This window comes from Thermoplasma sp. (assembly GCF_023256435.1).
Classification (GTDB): domain Archaea; phylum Thermoplasmatota; class Thermoplasmata; order Thermoplasmatales; family Thermoplasmataceae; genus Thermoplasma.
Map to the genome: position 1 here is coordinate 62,007 of NZ_JAGDXM010000032.1, position 19,596 is coordinate 81,602.

The 19,596-nt window shown below is 46.1% G+C and carries 18 protein-coding genes and 1 pseudogene; 17 read left to right on the forward strand and 2 right to left on the reverse strand.

The features are described 5' to 3' along the window. Positions 1–16: 16 nt before the first annotated feature. Positions 17–310: a hypothetical protein gene (locus Q0C15_RS04335; RefSeq protein ID WP_297216635.1), complete on the reverse strand. Its 294-nt coding sequence runs from the start codon at positions 308–310 to the stop codon at positions 17–19. A 182-nt stretch (positions 311–492) separates the two neighbouring features. Between Q0C15_RS04335 and Q0C15_RS04340 the strand changes: the two genes are divergently transcribed. The 12 genes from Q0C15_RS04340 (at position 493) to Q0C15_RS04395 (ending at position 12,184) form a co-directional block, all read left to right on the forward strand. After that, a complete protein-coding gene (locus Q0C15_RS04340) occupies positions 493–2,589 on the forward strand; it encodes a minichromosome maintenance protein MCM (protein WP_297216638.1) in 2,097 nt (698 codons plus the stop codon). Positions 2,590–2,594: 5 nt separating this feature from the next. Next, positions 2,595–2,888 carry a DUF424 domain-containing protein gene (locus Q0C15_RS04345; RefSeq protein ID WP_237265302.1) on the forward strand — a complete coding sequence of 98 codons (294 nt, stop codon included), beginning with the start codon at positions 2,595–2,597 and terminating at the stop codon, positions 2,886–2,888. Between the two features lie 8 nt (positions 2,889–2,896). Next, the gene (locus Q0C15_RS04350) at positions 2,897–3,562 is read left to right on the forward strand and encodes a class I SAM-dependent methyltransferase (RefSeq protein WP_297216685.1); all 666 of its coding nucleotides are present in this window, start codon (positions 2,897–2,899) and stop codon (positions 3,560–3,562) included. 83 nt (positions 3,563–3,645) lie between these two features. Further along, positions 3,646–4,443: a hypothetical protein gene (locus tag Q0C15_RS04355; protein ID WP_297216689.1), complete on the forward strand. Its 798-nt coding sequence runs from the start codon at positions 3,646–3,648 to the stop codon at positions 4,441–4,443. Next, entirely contained in the window at positions 4,440–5,153 is a 714-nt protein-coding gene (locus Q0C15_RS04360) for a tryptophan synthase subunit alpha (RefSeq protein ID WP_297216692.1), read from the forward strand. Before Q0C15_RS04355 ends, Q0C15_RS04360 begins: the two co-directional genes overlap by 4 nt. A gap of 5 nt (positions 5,154–5,158) precedes the next feature. Next, positions 5,159–6,127: an anthranilate phosphoribosyltransferase gene (trpD, locus tag Q0C15_RS04365; protein WP_297216695.1), complete on the forward strand. Its 969-nt coding sequence runs from the start codon at positions 5,159–5,161 to the stop codon at positions 6,125–6,127. Next, positions 6,117–6,701, forward strand: a complete 585-nt coding sequence (locus Q0C15_RS04370; protein ID WP_297216698.1) for a phosphoribosylanthranilate isomerase — start codon at positions 6,117–6,119, stop codon at positions 6,699–6,701. The genes trpD and Q0C15_RS04370 overlap by 11 nt, the downstream gene beginning before the upstream one ends. After that, a complete protein-coding gene (locus Q0C15_RS04375) occupies positions 6,685–7,743 on the forward strand; it encodes an anthranilate synthase component I (protein ID WP_297216703.1) in 1,059 nt (352 codons plus the stop codon). Before Q0C15_RS04370 ends, Q0C15_RS04375 begins: the two co-directional genes overlap by 17 nt. Beyond that, a complete protein-coding gene (locus Q0C15_RS04380) occupies positions 7,740–8,291 on the forward strand; it encodes an aminodeoxychorismate/anthranilate synthase component II (protein WP_297216706.1) in 552 nt (183 codons plus the stop codon). The genes Q0C15_RS04375 and Q0C15_RS04380 overlap by 4 nt, the downstream gene beginning before the upstream one ends. Beyond that, complete coding sequence (trpC, locus tag Q0C15_RS04385) at positions 8,288–9,001, forward strand: indole-3-glycerol phosphate synthase TrpC (protein ID WP_297216709.1); 714 nt, start codon at positions 8,288–8,290, stop codon at positions 8,999–9,001. Before Q0C15_RS04380 ends, trpC begins: the two co-directional genes overlap by 4 nt. 105 nt (positions 9,002–9,106) lie before the next feature. Further along, positions 9,107–10,588 (forward strand): D-glyceraldehyde dehydrogenase, encoded by a 1,482-nt coding sequence (locus tag Q0C15_RS04390; RefSeq protein WP_297216712.1) that lies wholly within the window; start codon positions 9,107–9,109, stop codon positions 10,586–10,588. Positions 10,589–10,804: 216 nt separating this feature from the next. Continuing rightward, entirely contained in the window at positions 10,805–12,184 is a 1,380-nt protein-coding gene (locus tag Q0C15_RS04395) for an MFS transporter (protein WP_297216715.1), read from the forward strand. A gap of 32 nt (positions 12,185–12,216) precedes the next feature. Here Q0C15_RS04395 and Q0C15_RS04400 read toward each other — a convergent pair whose 3' ends face one another. Continuing rightward, on the reverse strand, positions 12,217–14,028 hold the full coding sequence (locus Q0C15_RS04400) for an aldehyde ferredoxin oxidoreductase family protein (protein ID WP_297216718.1): 1,812 nt from the start codon (positions 14,026–14,028) through the stop codon (positions 12,217–12,219). Between the two features lie 128 nt (positions 14,029–14,156). On the opposite strand from Q0C15_RS04400, the gene Q0C15_RS04405 reads away from it, so the two are divergent. The 5 genes and pseudogenes from Q0C15_RS04405 to Q0C15_RS04425 all read left to right on the forward strand — a co-directional run. Beyond that, positions 14,157–15,320, forward strand: a complete 1,164-nt coding sequence (locus tag Q0C15_RS04405) for a serine hydroxymethyltransferase (protein WP_297216719.1) — start codon at positions 14,157–14,159, stop codon at positions 15,318–15,320. Then, positions 15,310–16,398 (forward strand): CBS domain-containing protein, encoded by a 1,089-nt coding sequence (locus Q0C15_RS04410; protein WP_297216722.1) that lies wholly within the window; start codon positions 15,310–15,312, stop codon positions 16,396–16,398. Before Q0C15_RS04405 ends, Q0C15_RS04410 begins: the two co-directional genes overlap by 11 nt. A gap of 84 nt (positions 16,399–16,482) precedes the next feature. Then, entirely contained in the window at positions 16,483–17,865 is a 1,383-nt protein-coding gene (locus Q0C15_RS04415) for a TldD/PmbA family protein (RefSeq protein ID WP_297216725.1), read from the forward strand. A 5-nt stretch (positions 17,866–17,870) separates the two neighbouring features. Beyond that, a complete protein-coding gene (locus Q0C15_RS04420) occupies positions 17,871–19,157 on the forward strand; it encodes a TldD/PmbA family protein (protein ID WP_297216728.1) in 1,287 nt (428 codons plus the stop codon). A 54-nt stretch (positions 19,158–19,211) separates the two neighbouring features. Continuing rightward, positions 19,212–19,596: pseudogene (locus Q0C15_RS04425) on the forward strand (peptidase); the annotation flags it as partial.

A 19,596-nucleotide genomic window follows, 5' to 3' on the forward strand; every position in this document is an offset into this window, starting at 1 on the left:
ATCTGATCTTTAATATTTATTTTGAACTTTTCTCCTTTGCCTTCTGCACTTTCTTTTCCACTGCAGGCGGAGCCTCTAATCTCTGAGAGACAGCATTCGACACAGCCTTCAAATCGTCACGTAGCTTTTCCATCTGCGTTTCCAATATATGTGCCATCTCATCTGGCAGATCGCTCAATTTCTTATCCACATCAGCGTAATACTCCTTCAGGAGCGGTGCGTCAGACATAGCTTCCAGCTTCTTCTGTATTTCATCTATTTTGCTGGATATTTCAGTCAGTTTATCCATTACATCCTTTTTGAATGACACGATGTAAGAAACATAATACGTATTTAAATTTTGGGATCGTTGAATGCAGAGATATGATAATGTATGACATAATAAAAATTTTTATATATTATTATCCTTATAGCGAAGATGCGCATTGTCTGAAAATGTGTGACTCGTGGCGATCAAAACGCATAAGTATTTATGACTCCATACGTAGTTGAATGATATCATCGGAAGTTTCTGTGGACAGGGTTAAGGATCTGTGGAGAGATTTCTTCAGATCATATGGATATTCCGACGAGATAAACAGGATCCACCAGGAATATCCAGAGGTCAGGACCCTGTATGTATCGTTCAAGGATCTGGAAGACTTCAACTGGCAGTTTGCCGGATCGATACTCGTATCGCCAGAAATATACCTGAAAGCAGGTGAGGAGGTTATACTGCAGGATTACCTGCTCGACAGGGTAACTCAGAGATTCAACATCTTCAACCTGAGGCTCAAGGATCTAGAGGAGAAGAATGTTGCATACCGAATACGCGATATCAGAAGCGCCAACATAGGGACGCTCATAAGCGTATCAGGGATAGTTAGGAAGAACACAGAAGTCTTTCCAAAGCTCAAAAACGCCGCATTTGAATGCAGCAACTGCCATGGGCTGACGTACGTTGATCAGACCGAGAACAGGCTCAGCGAGCCTCAAATATGCGAGCACTGCGGCCTTTCAAAGGTAAAGGACAAAATATTCTTCAAGTTGAGACCAAATCTTTCTGAATTCATAGACGTACAGAAGGTTGAGATACAAGAGGATCCCGAGACTCTGGAGGGTGGATCACAGCCTCAGCGTATAACCATCATAACTGAGGACGATCTTGCTGGCCTGCTTTTTCCTGGAAACCGCGTCGTGGTGGATGGAATACTGAAGACTGAACAGCGCAGGCAAGGGAATATACCTCTGACAGAATTCTTCACCTATCTCTATGCCGTCAACATAAGGAAGGATGTCAAGGAACTTGAAAGCGTAAAGATAACTGAGGAGGACAAGAAGAAGATCATTGAAATTTCGAAGAAGCCGGACATAATAAACGTAATATCAAGATCCATAGCGCCTACGATTCACGGTCTGGACATGGTAAAGATGGCGCTTGCCCTTCAGATGTTCGGGGGTGTGCGCAAGGTTATGAAGGACGGAACAACGATGCGCGGAGACATACATATACTTATGGTCGGAGATCCAGGTACAGCAAAATCACAGCTACTGAAATACATGGCCGAGGTCTCACCTAGAGGCATATTTACATTCGGGCGCGGTTCTAGTGCTGCAGGTCTGACTGCAGCCGCTGTCAGAGACGAATTTGGTGAGGGGAGATGGACACTGGAAGCTGGCGCACTCGTTCTGGCAGATAATGGCTTCGTAGCCATCGATGAGCTTGACAAGATGGACGAACACGACACCGCAGCAATGCACGAGGCCATGGAGCAGCAAACCGTGACCATATCCAAGGCAGGGATAATGGCAACGCTCAAAGCGCGCGCCTCGGTTCTGGCTGCGGCGAATCCCAAGTTCGGAAGATACGATCTCAACAGGAATCTGGCGGAACAAATAAATTTTCCACTGCCTCTACTATCAAGGTTCGATGTGATATTCAAGATGGTAGACCAACCGAACAAGGACAATGACAGTCGATTAGCTGAGCATGTTCTTAAAGCACACAGGATCGGCGAAATATACAGAAGCATCGAACATAGCGATACCGATGTGGAGATAGATGAGCGCGGGTTCGAACCAGAAATAGATAAGGATACGCTGAGGAAATACGTGGCATACGCAAGAAATAACATATTCCCCAGGCTCAGTGATGAGGCAATAGCCATTCTTCAGGATCAGTACGTTAAGACGAGGAGCATGACGCATGATGCAATCCCCATCACGGTCAGACAGTTGGAATCGACTGTCAGGCTTGCTGAAGCTGCAGCGAGGGCAAGGCTTTCGACCATAGTTACAGTTGAGGATGCCATGCTTGCTAAGAAGATCGTGGACTACTATCTAATGGACGTGTCCATGGACAATGGAAAGATGGATATCGACATCATATATACAGGTGCAAGCTCCAAGCAGAGGAATGATATGGAGACAGTACTGGACATAATAAAGCAGATAAAGGCAGAAAAGGGTGTGGCCGAAGTATCCGATGTGATAAACACCGCCATGAGCAAGGGCATGCAGCAGAAGAAGGCAGAGGAAGCGCTGCTCAAGCTCAAAAATGCAGGTCAGATATTCGAGAGATCCTACGGAAAGATAGATGTGATAAGTTGAAGATCGTGATGAAGATCAGCGAGGTACGCGGTGAGGTTTTGCTTGCGGCGGCCGATGCTGATATCCTCGGAAAAAAATTCAGGGAGAAGAATCTGCATATAGAGATCTATCCATCATTCTATGGAGAGGTAAGGGTCACCGATGAGATGTTTCTATCATCACTCAATATGTGCACCATAGCGAACCTTGTTGGCGAATACACGATTGGCCTGGCCATAGATGCAGGATTCATAGACCGAGAGAACATACTGTATATACAGAAGATCCCGTATGCGCAGTATGCCAAGATATTCCAGTGATGGCGATGATGGCAAAGCATCAGGCAGTAAAGAAGATATTCGATGAAATATCAACCAAGTACGATCTTATCGATACAATAATAAGCCTCGGCCTGGACCAGCACTGGAGAAAGGTGCTCGTGAAGCATCTTGATCTCAGCGATGATCTAAGATGCCTTGACTGCGGCGCTGGAAGCGGAAAAGTGACTGAGATGATATACTTTCAGTGCCATGGATGTGAAGTAACCGCACTGGACATAACAGACAGCATGTTCAACAGTGAGCTGAAAAAATATGTTAGATTTGTTGTATCTCCGGCAGAGAGGCTGCCATTTGAAGATTCCTCATTCGACCGGGTATCATCCGCCTTCCTGACAAGAAACCTTGCCGATATAGATAGATATTTCTCTGAGGTTTACAGGGTTCTGAAGCGCGGTGGCATCTTCGTCAATATGGATATTTATAATCCAACCAGACCTGTGATATCTGAGCTCTTTGGAATCTACTTTTACAGATTTGTTCCCTTTCTGGGAAACAAGGCAACGGGATCAAAGAATTATACCTATCTTGCCAATACTGTCAGATACTTCCACCGTCCGGAAGTCATAACGCAGAAGCTCGTGGAAAAGGGATTTTCAGTGCAGTCCATCGATCTCTTCTTTGGTGCGGTTTATCTTCATGTGGCGACTAAATGAAAAATGGTGGTTCATAGACTTTAATTAATGTTCATATAATTTAAGCATAAATGCTTATATATTGTGCATATATCACATTATTGATGATTAAGAATATCAATATCGATGGAAGTTCTCCGGGTAGATCCACATCGAAGAATTTCGTGATGGTTCACTATTCATCAGATCATATATCCACATTCGATATACAGAGGGTATTTTCTCCCAGCATAATCAGGCATGAACTGATATATCTGGACAGGCTGGAAGTACCGCAAGATCTTTCGACCATCGTCAGCAGATACCGTCTTCGCTTCAGGGGCGATGGCAACGTGATCCGACTCTTTTCGGACGTACCCTTGGTGTTCTTCATCGCACTCTTTCAGGTCTATTATTCTTCACATAATATAATAACGTTGCAGCACAATGAAGACTGGATGAGATCGGTGATCCTAGCCTCGGAAATGCTGGGCAGGGATATAGAGATAATCGATGACCGCTCGAATACCGATCAAATATTGAAAAGAGCCATAGAGACCGGATCAAACATAGTCGATCCGATCATGCCAAATGCGAATGCGCTCTATTTCAGATCCATAGGTTCGATAATCGAGAAACCGGAAGGATCAATAAGAAACATCATATTCGATCCGGACGTTCCTGATTCCATCATACCGGTTCTCTCAACCACCATCGAATCTGAAGGTTGCACAATAGCTGCAGAGGGCATCCCACATCCAGCAAAGATACCCATGGCGGCAGGCACGATGTATGTGGACGGATTCATGATCGACGGTAGTTACATAGCGGATCCGGCTGTTGTTAGCGCAATAAAGGATGGTAGGGTATCCATAAGGCATGATGCAATTTCTGGGATCATAGCGGAACGTGATGCGCGATGAAACCCTTTGTCTACTTTACCCTTGGATACAGATATCATATGATCAAGCAGTTCATTCTGAGATCTGAAGATGTTTACGCCTTTGAGTTCGGTTTTCCCACAGAGAACCCTGTTTACGATGGCATGAAGCTGAGGAGAACGCACGATCCTTCCGTAAACATGTATAACGAAAATGAAAACACCGAAGTGTTCAGAATGGCTGATGAGGTTGGATCCAGAAAATACTCCCTTATGTATTATGAAGTCCTGAAATCGAAAGGAACACGGATCCTGGACTATCTGAACAGGAACGGATTCGACGGATCGATCATACCGGATCTGATGATCGATCATAAGGATGCATTCTACGAAACTGTGGAACTGCTGAGGCAGTATTCTCTGGAATACGTTCCGTTCGTCACCCCAATAACTCCCACAAAGATTATGCAGGATCAGATATCAGCTGGTGGAGATTGGATCTATCAGGGAATGATGCCGGCCACAGGAGTACAGCTTCCCTACAGCATCGATACCATATATGGGCATATCAAACCTTTCGCGGGCGGAAGGCACATAGTTTATGGATTTGGCATCAGAGATATGGAGACGATGAGGATGCTGGCAAAATATGATGCATTCGGCATAGCTGTTGGGACAGCCGTGGTTGAGATGATCGATTCCGGGGATACTGTTTCCTACAGATCCCTCATTGACATGATTCTGGAGGCATGATGCAGATGTATTACAATTTTCTGACTGGAAAGGCCATGAGCAGGAAAGAAGCCTTTGATCTCATGAGGTATATGGCGTCCGATGAATGCAGTGATGCGTACAGGGCTGCTGTCTTGTCCGTCCTTCGCATACGCGGCACCACTGATGATGAGATCTTGGGATTCTATGATGCAATGCAAAAATACAGCATAAAAAGCGAGGCATCGGACATCGTTGGAACCGGCGGCGACATGGCACACACAATAAACGTCAGCACGGCTTCTGCAATCGTGGCGGCCTCCTATGGAATCAGGGTGGCAAAATTCGGTAACAGATCGGCCTCCGGTAGCCATGGATCAGCAGACTTCATGATGGAACTTGGATACCGCTTTCCCGAGACAATAGGAGATGCACAGCATCTGCTCGATACAAGGGGCTTCGTGTTTATTTACGCGCCTTACTTCCTCAGGGAATTCGCCCTTTTCTCTGCTGTTCGCAAGGCACTGGGATTTCCCACTGTAATGAATTTCCTTGGACCGCTGCTGAATCCTCTGTCACCGAGCAAAAGGGTGATAGGAACTGCTGATGGAACGACGATGGATCTCTATGCAAAGACAGCGCTGCGATCTGGTTTCACTTCCATCATAGTGCACTCCGCGGACGGAATGGATGAGATAAGCCCGCTTTCGAAGGCAAGGATACTCAAGGTAAACGAGACGATAGAGGAGGAGTTTCTGGATTCTCCTGGCATTGTGGGCAAGATCGAAGCGAGCAATATAGCATCCCCTGATCCAAGGAGGATCCATGATCTCACACTGGCATCCATAGTGGGTGAAAACGAGGATGGATCAAAGTTCATAGCTCTTAACACAGCGCCGCTTCTGGTGCTGAACGGTTTCGCCGATAGTATCACTGAGGCTTACCATCTCGCTTTGGATCATGTGATGAGTGGTAGGCCGCAGAGATTTCTGGAGGAAATTCTTCATGAGAGTTAAGATATGCGGTATTACAAACGTCAAAGATGCAATGATGGCGTCCGAGGCCGGTGCTGATATAGTTGGATTCGTCTTCGATAAGAGGAGTCCAAGGCATGCCGATTATGAAGTGCTCAAACAGGCCTCACGTGCAGGCATGACCGTTGCCGCCGTTTATACCGACATATCATCCGTATACACATCAGAGATGGTCGAGGATTACGTCCAGATCCATTTTCCGCATGATGATTCGCTTATAGATTATGTTCATGAACAAGGCGGCAGGGTGATATCCGTCATACATTATGGATTTGAGGATCTTTCGAAGAAATATGGCGATTATAGGAAGGCAGATATAATAATGGTGGAGCGTAAACCCAAGATCTCTGAGGTGATCGGCAGTGATGATTTCGATGGAAAGAAGCTTGGGTTTGCCGGAGGCATAGACCAAAATGATGTTCACATGATCCTGAGGAGAAGCCCACTTCTGATCGATGTGAGCAGTTCTCTTGAATACGCCCCTGGAAGGAAGGACAAACATAAGATCATGAACTTCTTTGAAGCTCTGGGTGAATATTATGAAGATCATCGATGAACTGGAGGAGTATAAGGATCATGAGGCCATAGCCTACTTCGCTTCGTTCCCAGATCGAGTTTCAGGCTACGAATACGCCTTCATTGGTGACCAAATGATAACGGATCCGCGGAGGATCTTCGATGGGTATCTGCGTCCCGTCGTGGTCACATACGACTTCGTCAATAGCATATTCAGAACGCAGGTGAGAAGATCAGGTTGGCCGGAACTCATCTCATTCGATCCAGAGACGATCTTGAAGGGAAAGATCACGAGGCGCGGGACGATCAGAAAAAAGAACGTTGAAGATTTTTCGGATCCGGATCTTTCCAGAAAGATATCAGAGGTCAGGAAGCTCATCAGATCAGGAGAGATCCTTCAGGCCGTGATATCAAGGGAATTCGATATCTGCCTCGATCCATGGGAGAAGGTGCGTGAGTTCATCAGTAACGATAGATCCAGATACGTGTTCTATTACAGAATTGGGAGATATCAGATCCTTGGGAGTTCACCTGAGAACCTTGTCACCGTGGTCGGCAACGAGGTTTTCACCGATCCCATAGCTGGGACGATCCCAGCCACATGGGATTCATCCATATTAACGGAAAGTTATAAGGATGCCAACGAACACCGTATGCTGCTTGATCTGGCCAGAAATGACGTGAGCAAGTTCGCGGACATCGGATCTCTCAACGTTTCCAAAGTTATGCAGATAGAGGAATTCACCTCGGTGAAACATCTTGTGAGCCAGGTCAGAGCCAGATTTTCCAACACTTCGCATCTCGATATACTCAAGGCAATGTTCCCTGCGGGAACCGTATCCGGGTCTCCGAAAGAGCGCGCAATCGAGATAATAGATCGCTATGAGGATAGCGCACGCGGACCCTATGGAGGTGCCATTGGTATCACGATGGAATCAGCCATGGATCTTGCTCTGACCATAAGGAGTGCATATTCAGATGGGTCTGGCTTCAGGCTCAGGGCAGGCGCTGGCATAGTGAAGGATTCGGATCCTGATGCTGAGGTTCGTGAGATATATTCAAAGGCGAGGGCGGTCATTTGAGCATACTGATAATAAACAATCATGATTCTTTCGTCTACAATCTCTTCTATTACATCCATTCGATGGGAGTGAAGGTCGATGTGGTTGACAATGATGGCTGGGCAGATACTTCAAAGTACGATAAGATAATTGTGTCTCCTGGGCCTGGAACACCGCTTTCAAAGAGGGATGCCGGAAATATAATACATATGATCGAAAACTTCACTGGGCCGGTGCTCGGTGTGTGCTTCGGCCATCAGATACTGGCACACATGCTCGGATCTGGAATCATAACGCTTGAAAGGCCATATCATGGGGAGGTGGATGTTGTTAAACATGAGGAAAGTCCGCTGTACGATGATGTTCCGCCGGTATTCCATGCCATAAGATATCATTCTCTGGCAGTTGTACCAAGCGATGGCATAGTTGTGGATGCCGTTTCGCAGAGCGACGGAACAGTGATGGGTTTCCATTCACCTGACATGAGGATCTTCGGAGTACAGTTCCATCCCGAGAGTTATTTCACGGAATATGGATTCAAAATAATACACAACTTCGTGAGATTATGAACATCGAAGAAATACTTATGCGAAACAGGTTCAGGCGCTGCGATTTCAGCCGCGTAAGGAATACTATCAGCCTCAAGAAGATCATCGAGGAACGCAATCTTCATGGAAAGCTAGGGCTCATAGCCGAATACAAAAGGCGATCGCCTTCTGGTTTCAACACGGATGAGGATATCCATTCCTATCTATCTTATGTGAGATCTCACAGGATCTCGGGGTTAAGCATATTGAGCGAACCATTGTACTTTTCAGGATCCTTCGATGACGTGATCCTTGCCCACAGGCTGAACATTCCTGTACTGGTAAAGGACTTCACGCCTGATGAGGATTTTGTTGTTCAGGCATACAACGCAGGTGGAGACGCTGTACTGGCAATATTGGACTTCCTTGATCTCTCAACGGTAGAACGCATAGTAAAACGTGCACTGGATCTAGGTATGGATGTGATAGAGGAATACCATCGATCAGATGCTCTTAAGAGGTTCATACCAGGAGAAAACGTTATACTGGGCCTGAACAGACGCGATTTGAATAGCTTGAATATAGAAGACATCAGCACTCGCATTGACTATGATGTACAGATACTCGAAAGCGGGATAAACATAACAAATGTTGCGAGAATTCCCAGGACATACAATGGATATCTTATCGGGACGTCAATACTCAGAAGGGATGGGACCCTTGAATATCTTGAGCGAAACGGCCTGATATGATCCATGGTCTCATCGATCGCAGGAATGTTCAGATATATTTGCGGTAAACATTATTTATATAAAATGATAAAAAGCTTAAATTAAGATGAAGCCCTATCCAGAATCATGGACACGAAACTTTACATAGATGGTGAGTGGGTTAACTCATCGTCAGGCAAGACTGTGGATAAGTACAGCCCGGTTACAGGGCAGGTTATAGGTAAATTTGAAGCGGCAACAAAGGATGACGTGGACAGGGCTATTGACGCCGCAGAAGATGCATTCTGGTCTTGGAACGACCTTGGTTCGGTCGAAAGGTCAAAAATATTATACAGAGCAAAGGAACTCATAGAGCAGAAGAGAGGCGAACTGGAAAACATAATAATGGAGGAAAACGGAAAGCCTGTGAAGGAGGCCAAGGAGGAGGTTGACGGCGTTCTGGATCAGATTCAGTACTATGCTGAATGGGCAAGGAAACTCAACGGAGAGGTTGTTGAGGGAACATCATCCCACAGAAAGATACTGCAATACAAGGTACCATATGGTATAGTGGTAGCTCTCACACCATGGAATTTTCCTGCAGGCATGGTTGCCAGAAAGCTCGCGCCGGCGCTTCTGACTGGAAACACGATTATATTGAAGCCTAGCAGCGACACACCTGGTAGTGCAGAGTGGATAGTGAGAAAATTCGTAGAGGCTGGAGTTCCAAAAGGTGTTCTTAACTTCATAACGGGCAGAGGATCAGATATCGGTGATTACATAGTGGAGCACAAGAAGGTAAATTTGATCACCATGACCGGATCGACATCAACAGGCCAGAGAATAATGCAGAAGGCTTCCGCAAACATGGCAAAGCTTATTCTTGAGCTGGGCGGAAAGGCGCCGTTCATGGTCTGGAAGGATGCGGATATGGACAACGCGCTGAAGACCCTCCTCTGGGCCAAGTACTGGAATGCAGGACAGTCTTGCATTGCGGCTGAAAGACTCTACGTGCATGAGGATATCTACGATAAGTTCATGAGCAGATTCGTTGAACTCAGCAAGAAGATCGCACTGGGCGATCCAAAGAACGCAGATATGGGACCACTGATAAACAAGGGAGCGCTCCAGGCCACCTCAGAAATAGTGGAGGAGGCAAAAAAGAGTGGAGCCAAGGTTCTGTTCGGAGGTACCCAGCCCAGCCTCAGCGGACCCTACAAGAATGGCTATTTCTTCCTCCCGACAATAATAGACAATGCTGACCAGAATTCAAAGATATTCCAGGAAGAGATATTCGCACCTGTCATAGGCGCAAGGAAGGTATCAGATGTTGAGGAGATGTATAAATTAGCCAACGACTCGAAGTACGGATTAGCATCCTATCTGTTCACCAAGGATCCCAATTTGATCTTTGAAGCCGCCGAGAGGATCAGGTTCGGAGAGCTGTACGTTAACATGCCCGGACCTGAGGCATCACAGGGATACCATACGGGCTTCCGTATGACGGGACAGGCCGGCGAGGGGAGCAAGTACGGAATATCGGAATATCTGAAATTGAAGAACATATACGTGGATTACTCGGGGAAGCCCCTTCACATAAATACTGTGAGGGACGATCTCTTTCAATGAAAATGAGTACATAGAACTCATAACGAAATAAACCTGAGGGAACCCTCAAGGAGTTACTCAGGTCTTATATTTTGTATATAAAACTTTTCATAACCGATTTTCCTGCAGAGATCTTAGATAGATTTTTTGATGCATTTTTTCATAGAAACATGTTTTTAGGATACTTTTTTTATAAAATATGAAAAAATTATTATACACATCATGTAATTGTTAAATATGGATAGATCTGGTCAACTGGATGAATCCATAAGAAATCAGGCCATAAGCTATCTTATCGATAAATTTTCTTCCTCTGGAACCAGGATAGGATGGCTGATGATAGCCTCAATCTTCGTAGAGTCATGGGATCTGTACTCAATATCGTTCATACTGATCTTCCTTTCGAAGATATTCCATCCGTCGGCGCTGCTGCTTGGACTTACCGCCGCCGGCACCCAGGGAGGAGCCGTTATTGGAGCACTGCTTGGCGGCTGGCTTGCTGACAGGATCGGAAGAAGGAAGATCTTCCTGTCCACCATGGTGATATTCATGGTGGTGGGCCTTGCTCAGGCTTTCTCTCCTAATATGATCGTTCTCGCCGCTCTGAGGCTGATACTCGGAATTCCGCTGGGTATGGACGTTGCAAGTGGATACACGTACATAATGGAGTACATGCAGAAGGGAAAGAGAGAGGTTATGGGGAACAGATGGCAGTTCATGTTCGCAGTAGGAGAGATATCGGCCATAGCGGCTGTTGCGGTACTACTTTATGCGGGTGTATCTCCACACATCCTGTGGAGGATTGTTCTAGGAGCGTCCGCCATACCAGCCCTTGTGATCTTCGTGTTGAGATATAATCTTCCTGAAACTGCCATATGGTTGATCGAAAAAGGAAGATACGTCGAGGCGAAGAAGGTTACAAAGGAGATGTATGGAGATTCGCTGAGCATGCTCCCTGATCAAGACGTGATTGTAGAAAAGGTTAAACTTTCAAGATTTTTAGCCGAGATCAGGAAAGACAGGATAAAGTGGAGAAGTTCGGTTTATGGCTGGATCGCATGCTTTGCACAGAGCAGTGAGTTTTCAACGTTTGCTTTCTACATCCCCGTTCTCTTCGTACTGCTGGGCGTATCAAGCATAATCGGAACTGATCTGATCACCCTTGGTATATATTTCGTCGCCATGGTCTCTGGACTTGTGGGTCCTGCAATACTTCCGAAGATAGGACAGAGAAGGCTCAGCATATATGGCTTCGGCATAGTTCTAATCGCTCTAATAATCGCCGCCCTTGCCATATTCACGCATCTTCTGATCATACTGCCATTCGTGGCTGCCTTGATGCTATGGGGTCACTACTGGGATGCAGAAAACGTGATGACCATTCCATCAATGGTAGCCCCGCCCAAATATAAGGCAACATCTAGCGGCTTTGCGTATGTGTTTGTTAAGTTGCCAGCATTTCTTTCTATATTCCTATTTCCAGCCTTCTTCGATGCGATCGGAAAGGGATCGGCAACCCTCTTCACAGCCATATTTCCACTCATTGGGTTAATGTCCGCAATACTGATACTTCCGGAGGTGTATGGATACAAGGAGGTTCAGGCAAACCCATCATGAAAAACAAAATATTCATTTTTATTATAAAATTCTTATATCTTGTAAAATTCCAAACCCAGTTCCTTTATCTTTTCCTCTGTCGGGTATCCTCTAGTATCCCAGCCACGTGCCCTGTAATAGTCCTGCAGAAGCTTTGAGAGCGGAACAACGTTGCCTTTCTTTGGGCCCTTTGGAATCGGAACATTCAGGAAGCGATCTGGCAACTTGTCATCCTCTGGCTTTATTCCGGCCTTGAGGTTAAAGAGACGTTCAAGGTTCCACACACGTTCGGCTGCCTTCATTATCTCGTCCTTCGTGTAATTGAAGCCGGTCACTGCATTTACAAGCTCTATGTAATCATCAAGATTCAGCGCAAACGACGGGAACTGACAGAGACCAGAACAGTCCATTACCTCGGTGAAATCCTGGATGTATTTCACCAGATCGGCCTTGCCCTCGAGCTGCAGTGGATCCTGCGTTGGCTCAACCCCAAGTATCTCGTTTGATATGGTGTATGCCCTCATATGTGATCCGCCTATGTTGCTAGTGGCATACTCCAAAGCCATGCCCCATACGCCTCTCGGATCGTATGCCGCGATCTCCTGCCCCTTGACGCTCATGGATACGCTTTCATCACCGTACATCTTGGCAAGGCGATAGGAACCTTCAGCCAGCTTGTCCCCAAAGTCCTTTCTGTATCCTATCTTCGCTGTCATCTCGAGCACGGCCGAGGTATTTCCGAACTTTGGCTTTGTCGGCCCCACATCCTTGTCAGGTATCTTGCCCTTCTCGTACAACTCCATTGCAGCTGATATGGTAAGTCCGGCGCTTATGGTATCATATCCGAGTCGATCCGCATTATCATTGGCCGCTATTATGGTGTAAAGATCATGAACGCCTGTATTCGGTCCAAGTGCCCATGTACTTTCATATTCTGGCCCCTCGCTCTCCCTCTCATTGTACTTGACTACACGACCACAGCCTATTGGACATGCAAAGCATGGCTGATTGTGGATAAGATAGGTCTCAGCCAGCGTCTCACCGCTCACATCATCCGCAAGCGGATCGTCGCCAGAATCCGTTGCATTTCTGGTCGAATATATGCCGGATCTGTTTATTATGTTGGTGAGAACCTCGGTACCGAACTGTGTCAGACCCTGAGAGGTGACTGGGTTCTCCTTTATCTTCTTTAGCATCTTTGGCAGTATTGCCTTGTACATTTCAGGATTGCCAATCGTCGGCATCTTCCCGCCGCCAGCCACGATCGCCTTGAGCTTCTTTGATCCCATGACCGCCCCAACACCATTTCTGCCTGCCGCTCTGTGCTTGTCGTTCATTATCGATGCAAATTTAACCAGATTTTCACCGGCAGGGCCTATACAAGCCACGCTGACGTTTCCACCTATCCTACTGACGAGTATGTCTGTGGTTTCAAAGACATCCTTACCCCAGAGATCCGATGCATCTCTGAGTTCTGCTTTGCCCTTGTCCACAAATAGATACACTGGCTTGCTGGATTTTCCCTTGAATATTATCATATCGAAGCCTGCATGCTTCAATTTTGCCCCAAAGTAGCCGCCGGAGTTGCTCCTAGTTATCGTTCCAGTTAAAGGGCTCTTCGTCACAGCCATATAACGTGCAGCCGTGGGTGCACTCGTTCCAGTAAGAGGCCCTGGCGCTATTATCAGCTCGTTATCAGGATCATATGGATCTATCTTTGGATCGACCTCGTCCACATAATATCTTGTGGCCAGTCCCTGCCCACCTATATAATCCCTGGCCCACTCCATGTTTGTATCCTCGATCTTCAGCGTGCCACTGCCAAGATCGACCCTCAAAATCTTCCCAGTAAAACCTCCCACCATAGCTATCGTATAATCAGTCTTTAAAAATATATAAATATTTTTAAATATATTTGAATTGCTCCTTTCTGATAATGCTTCAAAATTGAATGATCGATAATTTTTTATCGCGACATTCGTAATGTCCCTTTATGAGGAATGTTATAGAAATAGTCAAGGATGCAGATAGATACAGATCCTCGGTCATAAATCTGCAAGCTTCTGAGAATGCCGTTAGTCCCAATGTGATCAGAGCCATCGGTTCTGATTTCGCATCCAGATATTCTCATATTGAGAATGGCGTCAATGATTATGGTGGAACCAGGTTCGCAGAAGAGCTCGAAGAGACAGTTTCAAGAAAAACCTCTGAACTGTTTGGCCTCAAACACGCCGAGGTAAGGCCCCTCAGTGGGCATATAGCGGCAATGACCGTTCTTGCAGCTCTGGTGCGGAGGGGGGAGAGCATAATGAAAATACCTGAATCCGTCGGTGGATACACAGGATATTCAGGAAACTATCTACCGAAGATGATGAACTTCAAGTCCTATGATATACCTGTAACAGCGGATGGTTTTGTTGATTACGATGGCCTCGCGAAGCAGGCTGAATATATAAGGCCGAAGATGATACTGCTCGGTCAGTCCATCTTCGTTAAGTCATACGATATGGCCAGAATCAGGGAGGTATGCGATCAGAATTCGTGCATCATAGGATACGATGCTTCTCATGTCATGGGTCTGATAGCTGGAGGTGAATTTCAGAAGGACATAAAGAAGGCCGATATAATTTTTGGTTCCACGCATAAGACATTCTTCGGGCCTCAGGGAGGTCTCATTCTCACCGATGATGATAGCCTGTACAGACGCGTCGAGGAGAACATAACCTGGAAGACTATGGACAACTACAATATCGCCAGGATGGCAGGAGTGGGCGTTGCCGTGGAGGAGATGATGAAGTATGGCAAGGAGTATGCACCGCGCGTGATCAGAAATGCCAGAAATCTTGCCGAAGCCTTGAACGAACACATACATATCAGGTACGAACCATGGTACACCGATTCCCATCAGATACTCATAGAACCAAGCTGGCTTTCATCCCATGGCTACGATTTTGTAAGATTCAGCAGAATGATGGAGGATAACGGTATTATCGTCGACAGAATAGGAAGAATAGGGACTGCCGAGATAACAAGGATGGGTATTGATGATGTTGATGAACTGGCAGCCATGATGATAGATGCCTTCAAGGGGATCGATGTGAAAGATAGGGTTAATAAATTCGTACGCAATATGAAAATGAGGTACTATGAAAGTTAGCGAACTGATGACCACGGATCCCATAACTGTGAGCATTGAAGACACGTTCTCCAAGGTGATGTCCAAAATGAACGAAACCGGCATACACCAGCTCCCCGTAATGGATGGGGATCGCTATGCCGGCATGATCACCTATTCGGATCTGCTGAAGAAGAGAAGCATACAGGTTAAATCAAAGATATCGAACTATACAATAAGCACACCGACGCTTGACGCAGATGATGACGTCCTTGAAGCCGTGCGCCTGATAAAGGACACTGGATTATCCGCGATTCCTGTGTTCCAGAAGGGCAAGCTCGTGGGAATAATTTCAAGGACGGACATAATAAAGAATCTCCCGCAGATCGTGGATGTCAAGGACGTGCGAATATTCCAGATCATGAGCTCTGATCCAGTCTATGTCTACGAGGATGATGGAATAGAGGAGGCATTCGACAGCATGAGAATGCTCAACGAGGTCGAAATACCTGTAGCCAGCAGGGACGACAAACTGTCAGGTATAATCCGACTGAACAGCATCCTGAACATACTGTACAGGCAGAAGGAGAAAATCAAGTATGGAGGATATGGTGAGAAGGAGCCAATAAACATTGCCTGCAAATCGCTGATGGATCCGCCTGTGAGCGTTGACAGGTACGCCGGCATTGAAGAGACCGTCAAGCTCATGATGCAGTACAGCCTGCACATAATGCCGGTGACAGACTCCGGAAAAATTGTAGGCATAGTGGATTTCAGCGATCTCATAAACATGATAAAGACTGAGAGCAAGGAGGGTATACTCATTGAGATAAGTGGCCTGGACATATACGATGAGGATCTGTACGATATCGCCTTTGAACTCTCACAGCGCTTCCTTGAGAAATTCTCCAGAATGACCGACGTGTCCCAGGGAAAGCTTCTGATCCACGTTATGAAATATAAGACACAGGGATCGACCAAATACAGTATAAGAACCAGGATATCAGCACCACCACTGTTCCTCGTTCAGAATGGATCTGGCTGGAATTTTGCGGAGGTTCTCGGCGAGATATTCGACAGATATGAAGAGAGACTAAAGAAGATAAAGGAGAAACAGTGATAATGCTGTATTCTCCAGTTGATTCTATTCTTTATATTTCAAATATTCGCGTTGAAGTGTATGATGTTTTTAAGGAGGTATGATATGGGTGGAGAATTTATCGATCGTATAATGGAGTACGCCGGACAGAGATCTAAATATGCAGACGTCAGGTACATGGAGACTGAAGGCAGGGGTGCAGTGATCAGGAACGGAGAATTTGACGAATCTGCCTATGCCAATGACAGCGGATATGCCATTCGAATTCTGAATGATTCCATAGCGATGGCATATACGGATTCTGAGGACTGGGAGAGAATAAAAAACATCATCGATAACGCCGTATCCAGATCCAGGAAGCCCGGCAAAAATAAGATATACCATGGGAAGGTAGAAAAAGCCAGCTGGTCCGAAATCGGTAATGATCGGGTACGGGATCACAGCCTGGAGGATATGATCAAGATCCTGAAGGAAGCGGATTCAGTGGCCGCTGATGGATCCAGCATCAGGATCAGCGCACTTTCAGACAGATACGTGCATCAAATATACGAAAATACTGATGGATCGCACATTGAGGGAACATACTCAAGAATCTTCTTCAACTATCTGATCGGCGTTTCCGAGAACGACAGATACGAGCAGTCTTCGGAGGAATTCGGATGGACCGGCGGTTATGAAACCTTCGATTTTCCATACATTTCTGAGTCCATGAGAAACGATGTATCCAACCTCAGAGAGATCATACTGGCACCTTCCGTTGAACCCGGAAATTTCGATGTTATAATTGGCCCGGAGATATCTGGAATAGTGGCGCATGAGAGCGCTGGGCATCCGACAGAATACGATCGTATAGCTGGAAGGGAGGCTGCGCTCGCCGGAGAATCGTTTCTAACCGGAAAGAAGTTTCCATACAGAATAGGATCAGACAAGGTTAGCGTGATAGACGATCCAACGATAAAAGGTTCTTATGGATATTATCAGTATGATGATGAGGGTGTACACGCAAGGAAGAGATATCTTTACAGAAATGGATTCACATCCGAATTCCTGCTGAACAGGGAGAGTGCATCCTGGATAGGAACAGAGAGCAACGGATCCGGTCGATCCTCCGCATGGGATATGGAACCTCTGGCACGAATGAGCACAACGTACATCGAACCAGGAGATTACTCCTTTGAAGAACTGTTCGAAGATGTGCACAGAGGTATATACATTAAGTCGTTCACCGAATGGAACATCGACGACATAAGGTTCAACGAACGTTACGTGGGTAAGGAAGCATATTACATAGAGAATGGAGATATACGCGGCAGAGTCAGGCGTCCTGTGATTGAGACCAATACAATAAAATTCTATTCTGCAGTTGATGCAGTTGGCAAGGATCTGCATTTCAGTGCCGGCATATGTGGGAAGGGTGATCCGGAGCAGGGAGTTGAGGTATGGATGGGCGGCCCGCACATGAGACTTAGAAATATGAGGATAAAGTGATGAACATGTTCGATCTTGATAGGGTAACAGGTTATCTTGAGAAGAGGTTCGACGAGTTCTCCGTGATCATGTTCACAAACCACGACGAGCAGATCAGGTTTTCCAATGGCAGTAGAGATCTTCATAATATATGGGAAGAATCAGTATTGAACGTCTTTGTTGCCAGAGGAAAGAGAACCATCATGACCACCATAAAGGAGGGATCGGATCTCGAAAAATCCATTGAGAACCTGTCAAAGAGGCTGGATCAGGCACCAGAGAATCCATTGTTTTTCGGTATAAATGACAGAAAACAGAATTATGCGATCTCCGGCTCTTCAGATATGGTTTTTGATGCCGATAATCTTGCAGATCAGGCCATAAATGGCGCTGAGGATGCCGGATCTGAAAGAATGGCCGGAATAGTTTATGCCATGCGATCCAGAGTTGAGATCGCGACAAGATACAACAGGGGAAACTATGATTCCATTGGTGTAGAAGCCGTTGTCCGATCCTTCAAGAACGATAGATCTGGTCAGGCCTGTGGACACAGTGGCATAGGAGGAAAACTTGATGCCTATGCAATCGGAAGAAGATCGGCAGAGGGGATCCGGAATGTGGAGAGGCATGAAGGCAGAGAAGGGCGCTACGACGTTATACTGGCTCCAATGGCTGCCGGCAACATATTGACCTCAGGATCCTATGCATTCTCCGCACATACTGTGATATCAGGCCTCAGTTATCTTCAGGACATGATTGGAAAACAGGTCGCATCGCCGATCGTTTCCATATACGATGATCCAACCGATACAATGGGAATGGGCTATCGTTTCTTCGATGAAGAGGGGACAGCCACACAACGTGTTCCCATAATCGATCATGGATCTCTGAAAACATATCTGCACTCAACATCCACCGCCAGGTACATGAAGACCGAAACGACGGGAAATGCGGGCATCATCTCGCCCGAAGCATGGCAGATAGAGATGTCTGCAGGTGATCGAACACTTGACGATATGATATCAGACATGCATGAAGGCCTGATGATAATGAACAGCTGGTATCTTCGTTTCCAGGACTACAGAAACGGAGTGTTTTCGACTGTGCCCAGGGATGGGGTTTATTACATCAGAAACGGAGAGATAAAAGAGTACTGGGATGGCATAAGGATCAGTGATTCTATGCCATCCATACTGAAAAATATATCTGCGCTTTCTAAAGAAAGTGAGTATGTAAAGTGGTGGAACGAAATATCTCCGTCAAGATTTCCCTATATGATTGTCAATGGGCTGAACGTAACAAAGTCCCATTGACAATTTTTTGCATTTTAAGGAATAAGTTTTAAGCATAGACAGCGATCCTTTCTCATGGAAGTAGAGAAGTACGATCTCACGCTGGATTTTGACATCAATAAGAAGACGTTCAATGGAACTGAAACCATAACCGCAGGGCCGGGTGAAATCATTCTTGATGCCGTAGGCCTGCAGATCAACTGGATGAAGGTAAATGGAAAGGATGCTTCATATTCCTATGACGGCCAGGTCGTCAAGGCTCAGGGCGAGGATCAGCCACAGAAGATAGAAATATCGTTCTCCGGAAAGGTATCAGATTCGTTGTCTGGCATATATTATGCTGGAAAGGAGAACGGGATGATAACGACACACTTCGAGGCTACCGATGCCAGGCGCATGTTTCCGTGCGTAGATCATCCCGCCTACAAGGCAGTGTTTTCCATAACAGCGGTCATAGATA